We start from the raw sequence: 14,946 nt of genomic DNA, 5'->3' as shown, positions 1-14,946 counted from the left end.
CTAAGGTCTGATATTAAGGCTTCGGGCGATTTAAAGCCTTATAAACTCGGTAGCTCATCGCCAGTGCAATACAGATAGCAGCTGGGGCAAGTAGGGCGAAGAACTGCAACTTGGCAAATAGGTAAGCGCCCAGTGTGCCACCGGAGATAAAGCCTGCAATGATTAACAGAAACAGTATGGCTTTGCGCTTGTCGAACTTCTCACCCTTGAAGGTGCCACCAAGCATGATCCCCAAATCTGTAAAAATGCCAGTAACGTGCGTGGTACGCACGATGGCACCACTATAAGTGGTCGCCAGAGCGTTCTGCAGACCACAAGCTGCTGAAGCCATATAGTGTCCGTAATAGGTGCCATCTTGCAGTAAGTAGATAGCAAATAGGAGGAAACCAGCTTCAATGAGCAACAGGGTATCGTAGTGGCGGCCTAGTTTGACACTGCTGCCGGACAAAAATGCTCCAGAAAGCATTGCTCCAAGGGTAAAGCTGGCTAATATTCCAAGCAGGTGAAACAGGACTGTAGGTGATGAGCTTAACAACTGGGTGCCCACCAAAGTGGCTGTGCCAGAGAGGTGGGATACAGATTGATGTTCAAAGCCCAGTAAACCGATGGCGTTTACGCTGCCCGCAGTAAAAGCCAGAATGAAAGCGCCATACTCAACCCATTTAGGTAGTTTAGAAATCACGGTATAGCCTTAGTTGCACACATCGACAGCGCTTATTATGGGCGCAGAAGAATGCGGACAATTGGTCAGAAAATTAGGATCGTGGGAGCGTTAAACCGGCTCGAGACATACGGTTTAATTTGCACCTTATATTTTGCCAATTATCAACATACTAAACTGCTGCTTGGATCGCAAAAGTTGCGTGATGGCAGATGGCTTGCAGCGAGAGCCTACTTTTTAATGCGATTACTTTATCTGTCGCAATTAAGCCTATTTTATTACACATCAATCAAAGACAATCTTATTGCTTAATAGCGTTTTTTGAATGATAGACCACAAGCGAGTGCAGCACTGGCCAAGAGCACTTGAGCTAAGTTATGGCTGATTGCAGCCAGCGCAAGTCCAGCACCTAGCATTAAGTAATAAGCTAAACCAAAGAGTGCGCCAGCACTGCCTGCAGCATCTTTATATTGGGTTAATGCTTGGCTTAATATATTTGGGATCGCAATACCAAAGCCGATTACCGTTAAGCCCATGGGCAACAAAAAAAGTAAGCTGTTTTGTCCTAAGCAAACCCCTATAGCGCCAACTAAAGCTAACAGGCTAGCAAGGGAGATAAGTCGCTCAGGCCGCCAGCCTTTAGTGAGTAAAAACTTATTTAAAGCACTACCACACAGTACAGCTAGGGCGATAACAATGCCGCTGGTTCCAAATTGCGTCGTACTAAAACCCAGTTGATTAAATATGAAAGGTGCTAAAGAGTAATAGCTAAATAACATCAGATTAAAACTTGCGACCAATACAGCGCTGCGCCACAGGGTTAGGTCTTTTGCCATACAGATACTCAGTGCAAGTAAGGGCGGAGCTTTGTTAGATGAAGCTTGTGTTTCAGGCAGGCGCCAAATAGATATCCCAAGTAATACTCCTGCCAGTAATGCCAGTGCGCTAAAGACCCCCTGATAGCCCCAGATACTCGTGAGTACCGAGCCGCTAATTAGCCCAACTACAGGGCTAACCCCAATGCCTATACCCATGATAGAAAATACCTTAGCCAGCTCCGGACCTTGAAAGCTATCACGGAGCATGGTTTGAGTAATGATAGAGCCTACGGCTGCACCAAATGCACTCAGGCTGCGCGCAAGTAGCAACCATTCAAAGTGCACGCTGTAAAGGGCAATAATAGTGCCTATCCCATAGCTCATTAAGCCTAATAGCATAGCGGGTCTGCGACCTATTACATCGGCTAAGCGTCCCCAAACAACCACGCCAAAGGCGAAAGCGATAAAGTAAATGGATAGGGTCTGAGAGGCTGCATGTTCACTGACGTCAAAGGCGCTAGCAATATTGGGCAATACAGGGCTGTAAATGGTCTCGACGATTTGTGGAAACATCATCAAGGCGGTGATTAACCCGATCTCCGGTTTGTTGTTCATATTCTTTCCTAAACGCTAATAGCTCAATTACGAGCGGAGTATAGCGCTGCCAGATTTGCTCTATTACAATAATAAAGACTAAAAACAGCTAAAATCGGACAGAAGCGTTTATGGCATTAATTGATCATGAAACCAGATTTGATGCAGACCGTGTTGTGGCGAATGTTGTTGGTATCGCCGCCGATGTGGGCCAGCATGATTCGGGAATGCACTCCCATAAAAAAGCTCAGCTGTTGTATGCACCACGCGGATGTATGTCGATAACGTTATGCCAAGCGGGATTAGTTAAGCGTCAATGTGTGCTGCCACCGACAAAGGCTGCTTGGATCCCGGCTGGAGTAGAGCACTGCGCCAAGATGCGTAACGTGGTGGCCTATCGTTCTATCTATTTCGATATTGAGGTTTTTCCTGAGCTTCCTCAAACGGTTAAATTGCTAGGGGTGAACCCGCTACTTGGGGCCTTGATTGAGCGAATGGCAAAGTGGTCTTGGGATATGCCAAGTCAGCAGCAAGCGGCGATTATCGCCTTATTTATTGAAGAGCTCAATTTGGCTAAAGAGATAAAATTATCACTGCCTATGCCCGCTGATAAGCGCTTACAACATTGGCTACAGCAGCTACACGCAGGCAAGCATCAAGCAGAGCAGCTTAAGTTGATGGCGAGTGAGATTGGCGCCAGTGAGAAAACTATTTCACGGATCTTTAGCAAAGAAACAGGCATGAGTTATCAGGCTTGGCGGCAGCAATGGCGTTTGCAAGCCGCGATAGAACGCTTAGCTGAGGGTAAGAGTGTATCGACAGTCGCATTTTCACTGGGCTTTGCCAGTGATAGCGCATTTATTAGCTTTTTTAAACAGCACCTTGGGAATACGCCAAGTCAGTACTGCAAAAGTTAAGGTAACGCTTTTATAAGTAAGCATTATTTAGCCTGTTTGAATATTTTTGAGTGTGAGTTTAGCCACAGTTTACCTGCAACAGATGTCTAATAATCAGGTTGTTGGCGTAGGCCAATAATGTCAGCCGTCACTCATCGGTGACTGACAACAGTAGAAGCGAAATCCACTAATCGAAGCGAGTCTTACAGTGCCTAGACCCAAGAAGTGTCGTCATCTTTCCTGCTGCGTGCCATGTAGCTTATTTAAACCCAATGGCATTGCATCGACTGAACTTGAAAAAATTCAATTAGAAGCTGATGAATTTGAAGCATTAAATTTAGGTGATGTACTGAAAATGAGTCAACTCGATGCCGCGACATCAATGGGGATCTCTAGGCAAACATTCGGTTATTTATTGGCGAGTGCCCGCAAGAAGGTTGCTACAGCCGTCACTCAAGGAAAGGCGCTTTTACTCCCTCAGAACATGAAGAAGGATTTACCATGATAATCGCAATTCCAATGAGTCGAGATCGTTTGGCTACTCACTTTACCAAGGCCGCTGAAATCGCTTTTTATGATGAGCAGCAGTTAATTGCTCGTTATGACAACCCAGCGGTTAATGGCGGCTGTAGTGCTAAAAAGGCCATGTTAAACCTCATTATCGAGCATAAAGCCGATATCGTGATAGTGCAGCATATTGGCGAGCGCATGTTGGGCAAATTACTTGATGCGGGCATTAGCGTAAGTAAAGCGGATAACTCGCTCGATTTAGCGGAGCTGATTTGCACAGCAAAGGATTTAAATCGTCGTCTAGTGGATGCAAGTCAAGGGCGCGCATCACTTAACCATGAGAAGAAAGGCGGCTGCTGTGGCGGAGCGAGTGGTGGTTGTGGCTGCAGTACAACACCGAGTGCAGGTCATAGTCTAGACTCAAGGTTGCTCAAGAACCCTCAAAAAGTGAGCGTAAATGCCCAACAAGGCGTTGTGCAATATGCAGGCTTTAGAAGCATAAAGTAGGTGACTTGGTTTTATGGGATATTTTGTATTTAATTGTATGCAAATTGAGCGCTTTACATTTTTAGAAAAATATCCCATCTTAGAACAGTATTTCGTCAAAGGAGGACGTTATGGCTGTGATAGCAATGGGATTTATCATCATGTTTCTGGGGCTTGCCTTTATGGGCTTACCAGAACTTAACCGAGTGCTGAAGCAGCATGACAGAGCGCAATGGGATGCATTACTTGGATCTCAAGGCAGCTTTATGTCTTCTTTTGACCGTATGACGCTATTTACCTGGACCTTGAGTCGAGGCTTTGAAAATTCAGAGAATATTGATATTCAGTATGCGGGATTGTTAGCTTACAAGCAGGCGACCCGAGTCAAATATATGATCTTAACCGGCGTATCGCTGATTATTATCGGCGCGATAACGGCTTTGTTTGGATTGTAATTTCCTCGCTGGAATGGGTATAAATCTAAATCTAAATCTAAATCTAAATCTAAATCTAAATCTAAATCTAAATCTAAATCTAAATCTAAACCTAAATCAAGATACAAAAAAGCCGCAAACACAGACGTGTTTGCGGCTTTTTATTAAGCCATTGCTTAGTCAACAGCAACCATTACGTTGCTTGCCTTGATGATCGCGTATGCTTGACCACCAACAACTAGACCTAGTTGCTCACAAGATTTTTTAGTTACAACAGATGTGATTTCAACACCTGGTGCTAGTTCGATAACAACTTCGTTGTTTACTGAACCTTCATCGATTGATTTGATTGTACCATTTAGGGCGTTACGTGCGCTGATTTTCATAAGTATATCCTTAATAATAAAGGAGTTATTATAAAGTTCTTATTGGCAAATTAGTATCTGTCACGGACAATATGTCGCATTTACTTGAATCAGGTCGCATTTGCTTACCCCATATCTTATTTTTTGAGACATGGGTCATATGTTATTAATTTATCGATGATTATCTAGTGATGCTTCTTTTAGCAGCATCACCAACACTTCGAAATGGTCGGTATGGGGGAACATATCGAACAGTTGCACTTTTTGAATTCGGTAGCCCTTAATATTGGCTAAATCTTTAGCCAAAGTGTGTGGATTACAGCTCGAATACAGAATGGCCTTGGGGGCAAACATAGATAATGAGTCACATAGGCTTTGCCCAATGCCTCGTCTCGGCGGATTGACGATAACCACATCGGGTTTATCATTGGCATCACGCCCGTGAGCAAAATCAGTAGAGTCCAGTGCAGTAAAGTCGACTTGGGTTAGCCCCATAGCCTCTGCCGATATCTTGGCACAGGCAATGGCCTCGCTTGAGATTTCAATGCCAGTTAGAGCAATGTCTTTGGCAGCGCAGTGCAAGCCAAAACCACCCACACCACAGAAAAGATCCCATAAAGAGTTGGGCTTAAGCTCGGCAACCCACTCTCTGGCTGTTTGATAGAGTTTTGCTGCGACCTCAGGGTGAGTCTGGAAGAAGCTCTTTGGCCGAATAAATAAAGGCACATCATTAAATTGTTCGGCTAAGCGGGTTTCTTCAGTTAAGAAGATCTCTTCTTCACCTTCGAGGATCGCCATATGTATTGGTTGAATATTTACCGAAACCACTTTTATCTGTGGATATTCACCGACTAATTTAGGGAGTTCACGCTCGATACGTTCGATAGATTTATGAGAGTTGAGCACAAAACGCAGCAGATATTCACCTTTGACTTGGCTGCGGGTAAGCAAAATAAACTTAAGCTCACCTTTAGCTTTATCAACATTATAAGGAGGGATCCCTGCTTGGCGTACAAACAACTCAAGTCGATGCAGTAACTGCTGCATATCGTCAGGATATAGGCTGCAATCACATAAGCTCACAGGTGCCCCCGAAGGCGTGACAATACCTAGAATAGGTTGGTGTGCGGCGCCCAGAACGACCATTTTAGCTTTATTACGAAATCCACTATCAGGCCCAAATACAGGGGCATGCCATTGCTCAACCTCAAAGTCACTAAGAAGCTGGGTTAGGACTTGTGTTTTTGCGTCAACTTGCGCAGACATAGGCTGCTGAATATGGCGGCAAGATAGACACTGTTGTTGATCAAAGTGGGCGCATTTCACTGATAGGTACTCTACATCGAAGGTGACAATTTATGCTGACTATTCTCGATAACCGAATTTACATAGCCATCTAGTGCGCATTTTAGTGGTTTTTCACTAAAAAATCGCCCTTTAGTTGGGAGGGGATATTTTATTGCGTTGCTGGATAGCAAAAGCGCAGCTTTCGCTGCGCTTTTTATCGCATTTTACGCTAGGTATTAGCCAATAGCTGGTGTGTGGCCGCTACGGGTGTTTTGCAGGCTCTTAATCAGCATGTAAATAGACGTAGTCGTTAATACTACCGCTAGGTAGGTGATCAACGAGTGCGCCGAGCTACTGCTGTGCTCAGCAATGATAGGGCCAAATACCGAACCGACACTGTAGCTCAGTAGCATTAACTCTGTTGCCGCCACAATTTTTTCCAGCACCATCGACTCGCAAGCAAGTGTGATAGCGATAGGGTATAGCGCAAAGCAGCTAGCACCGAGTATAAAGTAGCTTGCTGTTGTAAAGGCGATAGATGCGCTATCGGCGATGCCGACGATGCCGATAGTACCTAATAGGCAAAACAATGCCATTAGCAGGCTCTTACTGATCCTCGTCGATAAATAGCTCACTAAAGGCTGCACTAGCATTCCGCCTAGAATAATCACCGCCATTAAAAACGCAGTACGTTCTGTACTGGCAAATTGGCCATTAATATAGCTTGGCATTAGGCCGTAAATAGGACCTAACAGCATGCCAGATACAAGGCAGCCAATAATCGCAGGCAGGCTGATCTTCTTGACTTCACGTAAGCTGATCTTTTGATGCTCTAGTGTTTCTGGCTGACCTCTTTTGACTAAAAGAGGTGGCAAGATAGCCAACATCAATAAGCCAATGACCCATAAAAATGGGGTGACGCCATTAACACCTAAAGGCCCAATCGCCAGCTGTCCAAGTGCACTACCGCCATAAAGGGAGGTCATGTACAGTCCTAAGCGTTTGGCTCTTTGCTTGGCGTTATCAGCCATTAATAGCCAAGACTCAACAACAACAAAAACCCCCGCTACTGCAAAGCCTGCTATAAATCTTGCAACTAACCAAACTGTCGGTGTCGGCATGACGAGCATAGCGACGATGGTTAGGGTGAGCATGGCTAAAAACAGCATCAAAGAAAATCGATGGCCGACTTTAGCCACGATAGTTTGAATGCAAGTTGTACCAACTAAAATCCCCAAATAGAAGATGCTCGCTAACCACGCCACCAATGAGTTATCCATGCCAAATGACGCTAATGACAATGGGATAAGGCTCATTAAGAATCCAGATGCGACAGCAAAAAATGATAAACCAGCAACAGGTACGAACGTACTGTTTTTGTGTGGTTTGCAGGCAGAAATGTCCACCTTTATCTCCTATAGATTGATAGTTATTAAAGTTTGAGTGTTGGTCTTTGGAGGCGGATTTTATGCTTTTAATATAGAAAGTAAAGCTTAATTTATATACGGACTGATAAAAAACGTATTTTGCGGATTTTATTGCTCTATCTTTATGATTTTACTTTATTTATCTTTTGATGGCTTTAGCTTTGTTTTATCTTTTTTTCGCTTTTAAATGGATGTTATATAGCGAAGCCTCAGGGGACAAGGGGTAGGTTATTATTTTTAAGTTAATGCTTACTTATAGGTGGTTGAGTGGGGATAGGTTAATAGATGGTTAAAAAGCGGCTTTTAAGGCCGCTTTTTAGGGTTGGTTTATAGCTGGTTTAGAGGTATTAGCTTAATTGCAGCGCTACGATTTTTAATGGGTGGTTACCATCAAATGAGGGAAAGTCTGCATGACAGTCTAACCAGGTGTACTGTGTGACTGTTCGGCCTTGCTTTTCAACACAGCGCACTAAGCTTTCAAACCATGTATTACGGTCAACTTTAGCGACATTGTTACAGCACACGATAGTACCGCCAGCTTTGGTGGTTAATAGTGCGGGTTTAAATAAGCCTTGGTAATCATTAATGAGATCGACAATGCCGAATGCACTCTTGGCATATCTTGGTGGGTCGAGAAACACTAAGTCAAATTGAGTCGCACTCAGTTTTGGATAAGAGGGCAGCTTTTGGTTGCGGCGACCGCCCACTTTAAGGCCTGCAAATTGTCGTAAGGCAGGAAAAGCATCACTTTGAATAAATTCACATACATCCTCAGCTTGGTTTAAGGCTGCATTTTTACGGCCAGCGGCTAGGGCGAAAGAAGAAAAATCGACGTTAACCACGCGCTTAGCACCACCTACTGCAGCCGCAGTACCGATACCGCAAGTATAAGAAAACAGGTTTAGTACCGTCTTACCTTGGCTGTTTGCTGCAACGTATTCACGGCCGATACGCATATCTAAAAACAGCAGTGGGTCTTGACCTTCATGGCGCAGCTTGGTGGTAAATTGAATGCCATTCTCTTGCATCTGTTGTTCGCTGGTTGCGAATTCTTGCAATTGCTCAGTTAATGGGTTCAGTACGCGAGAGTTCTTATCTGAACGATCGTTATAGATCACCGGTTGTTCAGCTAGCACCATCAGCTGCTCTGTCACATCTGCTAACTCATCTTCAGTCAGTGATTGGTGAAAACTTTGAATGAGCCATGCATTACCGTAACGATCAATATTGAGTCCATTACAGCCTTCAACCGTACCGTGGAAGATACGGTAACAATCAGTTTGCTGCGCTGCAGAGCGCTGTAAGAAATCAGCTCGCTTGGCAATGGCTTGACTCAATGCTTGAGAAACGGATAAAGCGGTTGGGTTCGATGTAGTTACCGACATAAATATTGGGCTCATTTGAAATACGGTCAGAGGTGACAGTCAATGATAGCAAAATTGCATTAATAAATACCCTCAATCTTAAAGCTAAGGCGATGAGAGTAAGGCTTTGGTGACTTATACCAATTAGTATGAGTATATGGGCTGATAAGATTTGACTCGGATAGGAAATTGACGCACAAATAAGCATTGAAAGTGCTACGTTGTCATTGAGTCTAGCTAGGGAGTAAGCGGATGAAAGTGGTGTTAGTACATGGTATTTTTAATACGGGTCATGTGATGCGCTTGCTGCAAAAAAGACTGCAAGCCTCTGGGCATGAGTGCTTTTCGCCAACGATTAGCCCTTTTGATGGCCGCCATGGTATTGAGCATGCCGCCCAAAATTTGAGGCAACAAATTGATGAGTATTTTGGTGTTGACGCCGAGATAGTGTTAGTCGGCTTTAGCATGGGAGGCATTGTTGGGCGTTATTACTTGCAGCATCTAGGCGGTGCTCGGCGAGTGAGTCAGTTCTTTAGCCTATCTACGCCTCACAATGGCAGCTATTTAGCGTACCTACCATACCCTTCTATGGGCGTTAAGCAGCTAAGGCCTAATAGTCGCTTGCTTGCTGAACTTGCCGAGTCTGAAACCCTTTTAGCTGGGGTTAAGCTCTATTCTTACTGGACGCCCATCGATTTTACGATTGTACCCAGCTCTAGTTCTTGTTGGCGAGTTGCTGAAAACAAAAGCTTCATCATTATTTTGCATTTGTCGGTGATTTTTAGTCGGCGTATTGCGAAAGAGATCTGTAATAAAATGACTTGCGATTGAATGAACCAGGCTGTAAACCAAATAGTTATACCGATAATGACTTGCTACACGAACAAGTCATTAACGGAGCAAGTATGCGCCGTTATGCTGAGGCGGCTGGAAAGGTTAAACTTGCCCGACAACCCCGAGGCTTGATATCCACTAAGCTAAATTGCCACTGATAGCGCTGACATAAGCTGTCGACAATTAACAGCCCCAATCCATGCCCATCTATACCGTTATTTTCAGAGGAGTTCAGCCCGCGACCGGTATCGGTTATTTCTATTTGGTGTTTATCGACACAAATTGTTATTTCACCAGCGTCGCTAGCATTGATGGCGTTACTGATAAGGTTACTAAGTAACATCCGCAGTACGGCAGGGCTAGGTTTGATCTGGGGAGATTGTTTAAAATCAAGCAGCAGCGCAATTTGCTTTGACTCGGCTAACAGTGATAAAGACGCGATAACCTGCTCAATTTCTTTGAGTTGCAGTGCTCTAAAATCGTGACTTTCAGTACCTTTGTCTTGTTTGACTAAGCTTAATAAGGCATCGACCGTGTGCTGCATATCATGGGCTGAACGTTGGATGCGGTCTCGTTGGCGTGCTTGAAACTCAGGAGAATCATTTTGCTCTTGCAGCTTTGCTGCTCCACAAACCACTGTCAGCGGGGTACGCAGCTCATGGCTAGCGTAGCGGGCAAAGGCTTGCTCTTGTTTTATCATCATCTCATTTTGCTGACGATAGTCGTTTAGGCTATGGGCGAGTTCGCTAAACTCTGTCGCAGATTGTGCTGGGACCGTAAACTTAGGGTGCTTACTGGGAGACTTGAGCTGCTTGCTCAATTGTTCCACGGGTTCAACTAAGCGGCGGCTGAGCTTATGAATGGCAAAGCCAAATAACAAAAAAAGTACGCAGATAAAGCTGAGCACAAATAGGTTTATTGATTGCCACTTGCTATCGCTCAACTCAACATTTTCCGCAGGCATAATTAAGTACAGCGGCTGTACTTTTCCATCTAGTTTAAATTCATTGCGGTATAAGAAGATCTCTTGATGTTGGCTAAGAGAGTCATCTTCAAAAAGCTTGAAGCTGAATATTTCGTGCAATATCCCTGCTGCCTCACGATCGACGACTTCACCTGAAAATCCTCTGGGAAATTGGCTTAAATCGCCATACTGCTCAGGTATGAGCTCATGGGAATAGTAGGCTTGTACATGTAAGCCAATTTTTAGCGGCTGTTTAGCCCCCTGTTGAAATAGGCTTATGGCAAAAGGCGCGCTTGCCTCTAGTTCATGTTGATTCACTTCATCTTCAATCCACTGCATCAGGCTTAGCATAGAGATATAGATGGATAGTCCGATGAATAAGGCTATGGTACTAAAATAGAGTAGCAATTTATGCGGCAAACTCGATGCCGATGGGACTCTGTGGAGCAGGCGGTGTATCAAATCTCCTCTCCTTTTTGTAGCCGAAAGCCTACCTTCGGTATTGTGGCGAGCATGGGCTGTTTAAATGGTTTATCTAACTGATTGCGAAGCTGATACATATGGCTGCGTAATATATCGCTGCTGGGTGGTGACTGGCCCCATATTTCCTCAATGATCTGCTCACGTTTTACGATATTAGGCGCGTTTTTGATTAGCAGTAACAAAATTTGATAGGTAATTGGTGTCAGCGCTAAGTGCATCTTTTGTCGCGTTGCTTGATGCTTGGCGATGTTAATTTCAATATCGCCAAACTTTAAGCTGCCTTGAGCCACTTGGCCACGATGTCGCTTTATCAATGCCTTTAAGCGAGCATCGACAACATCTAGATCAAAAGGTTTGCCTAAGTAGTCATCGGCGCCACAATCAAAACCGTTGAGTAAGTCGGTTTTATTATCTAACGCGGTAAGCATTAAAATGGGGGTGCTGCACCCTAGTGAGCGGAGTGCTTTGCAAAGACTTAATCCATCGAGTTTTGGCAGCATCAGATCGAGAATAATGGCATCAAAATCGAAGGCTTGTGCAAGTGACAGTCCAAGTTCACCATTGTCGGCAAAATCGAGTTCCATTCCTTGCGCTTCAAAGTAATCGCCGAGGATCCCTGCAACATCGCTGTTATCTTCAATTATCAGTAATTTTATTGTCATTATCTATAGGGTTGTTACTGCTGTATATGCGGTGATTTTAGCACTTTTTATGTCGAAAAAATGTCAATGACATTTTTTCGACTTGAGGTTAGGCATGCTACGAACACATTCGTAGTAGCTGGATAAACTTATGCCTTACTCTTCATCCCATAAAAACCTGAGTGGTGCTGAGATTTGCTTGTCAGTTGTAGTGCCGTTATTTAATGAATCTCTTATGATTACTCCCTTAATTGAGCGATTAACTAAGGTGTTATCTGAACTTGATGATAGCAGTGAAATCGTATTTGTTGACGATGGCAGTCATGATGATTCTTGGCAACTCGTGAGCCAATTACCTCTGGTTGATAACGAATATCAATGTATTAAATTGAGTCGTAATTTTGGCAAAGAAGCAGCGATGTCAGCAGGTATTGATCATGCAAGAGGGTTAGTGGTGATTATGCTTGATGCTGACTTGCAAGATCCGCCAGAGCTGATCCCTGCTATGTTAGCGCAGTGGCGCGCCGGGTATGAGATAGTCAACATGAAACGTAAAAAGCGCTTGGGAGAGACTTGGTTTAAGCGTTTCTCTGCAGGTTGTTTTTACAAACTGATGAATTGGGTTTCAGATTCACCAGTGCCCGAAAACGTGGGTGATTTCAGGCTAATGAGCCGTCAGGTGGTAGACAGTATTAAGATGCTACCGGAACGTAACCGCTTTATGAAAGGCTTGTTTAGCTGGCCCGGTTTCTCACAAAAGACCTTAGAGTTTGACCGTGATCCACGCTTTGTTGGTGAAACGAAATGGAATTATGGCAAGTTATTTGGTTTAGCGATGGACGGCATTACATCTTTTAGCTTTAAACCACTAAGGCTCGCAACTTGGTGCGGAGTATTTACTGCACTGAGTGCGTTTATTTATGGCGGCTGGATCGTGGCGAACACGCTTGTTTTTGGCGAAAGTGTTGCGGGTTACCCGTCTTTGATGGTGGTGCAATTGGCGCTTGCCGGTGTGCAACTGCTCGCACTTGGTTTAATTGGTGAATATCTTGGCAGGGTGTTTGTTGAAGTAAAGCAAAGACCACTGTATTTAATCGAAGAGGTGGCTTACAGGCAATCCTTAGCGCAGGTGAAAGCGAGAACCCTCCAGGCTCCTTCCTTTAATGGAGCTCAAAAAGATAATGTTAGTTACCTGGAGGCCAAGTAATGCTTCAGGCTTGTGAGGTAGGCAAAACTCGGGATATGTATAAAGGTATTACTGTACTGTTATTGGTGGTGTTAACTCGACTGCTGCTATTGCCTTGGTATCCACTCATGGATACTACCGAAGCACGGTACGGTGAGATGGCCCGTTTAATGGTAGAGACGGGGAACTGGGTGACCCCGTTGTTTGATTATCATGTTCCCTTCTGGGGGAAACCGCCACTGCACACTTGGTTGAGTGCGGGATCGATATTGGCATTCGGGGTTAACGAGTTTGCGGTACGCTTTCCCCATTGGTTGGCAGCGATGTTGACACTGGTTGTCGTGGCAGCCTTTGCGAAACGGCTACGCCTACCAGTTATTTCAATATTGATTATCTTAGCTTCTACTGTGGTATTTACCATCAGTGCGGGGGCCGTGATGACCGATATGGCACTCACCCTTGGGCTGACCCTCGCTATGGGCGGATTTTATCTGTGCTGGCAAGGGGGCAAAGTCTGGGGCTATTTGGCTTTTATTGGGTTAGCTATTGGTTTACTTGCCAAGGGGCCTGTGGCTTTGGTGTTGTTTTCGATAGGAGTTGGCCTGTGGCTGCTATGGCAATATGGGCCAATAAGAATGTGGCGAGAATTGTGGCAGCGTACTCCATTGTTAACAGGCACCTTGTTAATGCTAGCCATCGCGCTACCTTGGTATGTGATTGCAGAGCAGGCAACGCCAGGATTCCTTAACTATTTTCTTGTGGGAGAGCACTGGTCTAGATTTGTTGATAGCGGCTGGAAAGGAGATCTATATGGCTCGGCTCATGATGAAGTGAGAGGAACTATCTGGTTTTACTTCGTTGTAGCTGCCATGCCGTGGTCACTGTTTTTACCTAGAGCGTTCTACAAAATAGCGACAGAGATTAAAGGTAAGCAAACTCAAGAGGGGGCTAGTGAGCCAGCCTGTGGACTTGTGGGCTATTTAGTCTGCTGGATGATCGCTCCTATGCTGCTATTTACTTTAGCAGGCAATATTCTTCCGGCTTATGTGCTACCTGGGATCCCAGCTTTAGCCTTGTTGCTTGGATACGCGTGGCGTAAGAGCAAACTACCGGGATTAAATATTATTGCTCTATGTATTCCCGTATTGCTGGTGGCCACCACTTTTGTACTTCATTTTGGAGCAGGAAAAGACAAGAGTGAGCGCTGGTTATTGGCCCAGCGTAGCGATGCATTAGCAACATATTATTGGCAGAAACAACCGTTTTCAGCACGTTTTTACAGTGCTGGTCAAGCGGCCAAAATCAACAGTATGAAGCAAGTTAGTGAGAGCACTTTTTATCTCGTTTTAAGCAATGAAAAGCTGACTGAACCAGCGTTCTCTCGCTGCGTTAAAGTGGCGAGTAATAAATATCGAGGGCTGCTCAAGTGCCATCGTCGTTAAGCATGAATATGCCGTCAAAGCGCGCTTCATTGGGGCTCGAAAACCAACCGCTACTACGTTTTCTTATTGTTGGTGGCGGCGTATTTATTTTCGATGCAAGCGTATTTTTTGGGCTAGTGAACATCCTCGCATTGCCCTTGCTCCCAGCAAGAGTCGCTGCGTTTGCTGCTGCGGTAATATTGTCGTGGTTTGTGAATAGATACTGGACATTTAGGGGGCGTCATCAAGCCCCCCATATGCGCCAACTATTTATGTCTATGACGGTGGGGAGTATCGCTGCGATGTTAAACCTATCGGTATTTTACTTATTGACCTTTCTCCTAGGCTGGGGGGCGATAAATACTTTTATTAGTTTTGCCTCTGGCGTGTTGGCTGGACTGATAATTAATTGGTTAGGCGCTAACTATTGGAGCTTTAAAGGCGTTAAAGCTGATTAATTCTGAATTAGCGGCTCCTTATGTTACAAACTGTTAACTAGTGGTTTTACTCTGCTGGGAAAACCGCTAGTTTCAGAGACAGGATAATCATGATGAGATAGGGACTGTATGGAGCGC

General features: G+C 44.7%; 16 protein-coding genes. 8 read left to right on the top strand and 8 right to left on the bottom strand.

The window, feature by feature from the left end; translation table 11 throughout:
* Nucleotides 1-13: 13 nt before the first annotated feature.
* Complete coding sequence (locus tag ACVBIU_RS05315; RefSeq protein ID WP_447163239.1) at nucleotides 14-682, bottom strand: YoaK family protein; 669 nt, start codon at nucleotides 680-682, stop codon at nucleotides 14-16.
* A 287-nt stretch (nucleotides 683-969) separates the two neighbouring features.
* Nucleotides 970-2,094, bottom strand: coding sequence for a multidrug effflux MFS transporter (locus ACVBIU_RS05310; RefSeq protein ID WP_447159664.1), 1,125 nt, complete (start codon nucleotides 2,092-2,094; stop codon nucleotides 970-972).
* A gap of 110 nt (nucleotides 2,095-2,204) precedes the next feature.
* On the opposite strand from ACVBIU_RS05310, the gene ACVBIU_RS05305 reads away from it, so the two are divergent.
* The 4 genes from ACVBIU_RS05305 (at nucleotide 2,205) to ACVBIU_RS05290 (ending at nucleotide 4,420) form a co-directional block, all read left to right on the top strand.
* On the top strand, nucleotides 2,205-2,990 hold the full coding sequence (locus ACVBIU_RS05305) for an AraC family transcriptional regulator (protein ID WP_447163238.1): 786 nt from the start codon (nucleotides 2,205-2,207) through the stop codon (nucleotides 2,988-2,990).
* A gap of 187 nt (nucleotides 2,991-3,177) precedes the next feature.
* Nucleotides 3,178-3,474 carry a DUF134 domain-containing protein gene (locus ACVBIU_RS05300; protein WP_447159662.1) on the top strand — a complete coding sequence of 99 codons (297 nt, stop codon included), beginning with the start codon at nucleotides 3,178-3,180 and terminating at the stop codon, nucleotides 3,472-3,474.
* Complete coding sequence (locus tag ACVBIU_RS05295) at nucleotides 3,471-3,986, top strand: NifB/NifX family molybdenum-iron cluster-binding protein (protein WP_447163237.1); 516 nt, start codon at nucleotides 3,471-3,473, stop codon at nucleotides 3,984-3,986. The genes ACVBIU_RS05300 and ACVBIU_RS05295 overlap by 4 nt, the downstream gene beginning before the upstream one ends.
* A gap of 110 nt (nucleotides 3,987-4,096) precedes the next feature.
* Complete coding sequence (locus ACVBIU_RS05290; RefSeq protein WP_447159660.1) at nucleotides 4,097-4,420, top strand: hypothetical protein; 324 nt, start codon at nucleotides 4,097-4,099, stop codon at nucleotides 4,418-4,420.
* 155 nt (nucleotides 4,421-4,575) lie between these two features.
* On the opposite strand, the gene ACVBIU_RS05285 is transcribed toward ACVBIU_RS05290, so the two are convergent.
* The 4 genes from ACVBIU_RS05285 to ACVBIU_RS05270 form a co-directional block, all read right to left on the bottom strand.
* Nucleotides 4,576-4,785, bottom strand: a complete 210-nt coding sequence (locus tag ACVBIU_RS05285) for a TOBE domain-containing protein (RefSeq protein ID WP_447159659.1) — start codon at nucleotides 4,783-4,785, stop codon at nucleotides 4,576-4,578.
* 150 nt (nucleotides 4,786-4,935) lie between these two features.
* Nucleotides 4,936-6,090: a 23S rRNA (uracil(747)-C(5))-methyltransferase RlmC gene (gene rlmC / locus ACVBIU_RS05280; protein WP_447159658.1), complete on the bottom strand. Its 1,155-nt coding sequence runs from the start codon at nucleotides 6,088-6,090 to the stop codon at nucleotides 4,936-4,938.
* Between the two features lie 197 nt (nucleotides 6,091-6,287).
* Nucleotides 6,288-7,457 (bottom strand): MFS transporter, encoded by a 1,170-nt coding sequence (locus ACVBIU_RS05275; protein ID WP_447159657.1) that lies wholly within the window; start codon nucleotides 7,455-7,457, stop codon nucleotides 6,288-6,290.
* A gap of 368 nt (nucleotides 7,458-7,825) precedes the next feature.
* A complete protein-coding gene (locus tag ACVBIU_RS05270) occupies nucleotides 7,826-8,863 on the bottom strand; it encodes a class I SAM-dependent rRNA methyltransferase (protein ID WP_447163236.1) in 1,038 nt (345 codons plus the stop codon).
* A gap of 231 nt (nucleotides 8,864-9,094) precedes the next feature.
* Here ACVBIU_RS05270 and ACVBIU_RS05265 point away from each other — a divergent pair, with 231 nt between their 5' ends.
* Nucleotides 9,095-9,673: an esterase/lipase family protein gene (locus ACVBIU_RS05265; protein ID WP_447159655.1), complete on the top strand. Its 579-nt coding sequence runs from the start codon at nucleotides 9,095-9,097 to the stop codon at nucleotides 9,671-9,673.
* A gap of 82 nt (nucleotides 9,674-9,755) precedes the next feature.
* On the opposite strand, the gene ACVBIU_RS05260 is transcribed toward ACVBIU_RS05265, so the two are convergent.
* Nucleotides 9,756-11,102 (bottom strand): sensor histidine kinase, encoded by a 1,347-nt coding sequence (locus ACVBIU_RS05260; RefSeq protein ID WP_447163235.1) that lies wholly within the window; start codon nucleotides 11,100-11,102, stop codon nucleotides 9,756-9,758.
* Nucleotides 11,099-11,785, bottom strand: coding sequence for a response regulator transcription factor (locus tag ACVBIU_RS05255; protein WP_447163234.1), 687 nt, complete (start codon nucleotides 11,783-11,785; stop codon nucleotides 11,099-11,101). The genes ACVBIU_RS05260 and ACVBIU_RS05255 overlap by 4 nt, the downstream gene beginning before the upstream one ends.
* 130 nt (nucleotides 11,786-11,915) lie before the next feature.
* Here ACVBIU_RS05255 and ACVBIU_RS05250 point away from each other — a divergent pair, with 130 nt between their 5' ends.
* Genes ACVBIU_RS05250 through ACVBIU_RS05240 form a run of 3 tightly spaced genes read left to right on the top strand, consistent with a single transcriptional unit; the run spans nucleotide 11,916 to nucleotide 14,829 of the window.
* Entirely contained in the window at nucleotides 11,916-12,971 is a 1,056-nt protein-coding gene (locus ACVBIU_RS05250) for a glycosyltransferase family 2 protein (protein WP_447159652.1), read from the top strand.
* Nucleotides 12,972-13,006: 35 nt separating this feature from the next.
* Complete coding sequence (locus ACVBIU_RS05245) at nucleotides 13,007-14,392, top strand: ArnT family glycosyltransferase (protein WP_447159651.1); 1,386 nt, start codon at nucleotides 13,007-13,009, stop codon at nucleotides 14,390-14,392.
* Entirely contained in the window at nucleotides 14,377-14,829 is a 453-nt protein-coding gene (locus ACVBIU_RS05240) for a GtrA family protein (RefSeq protein WP_447163233.1), read from the top strand. Before ACVBIU_RS05245 ends, ACVBIU_RS05240 begins: the two co-directional genes overlap by 16 nt.
* The last annotated feature ends 117 nt before the right edge of the window (nucleotides 14,830-14,946 follow it).

It is taken from the genome of Shewanella sp. 30m-14 (assembly GCF_052977125.1).
This window is presented reverse-complemented; position numbering and strand designations above follow the sequence as displayed.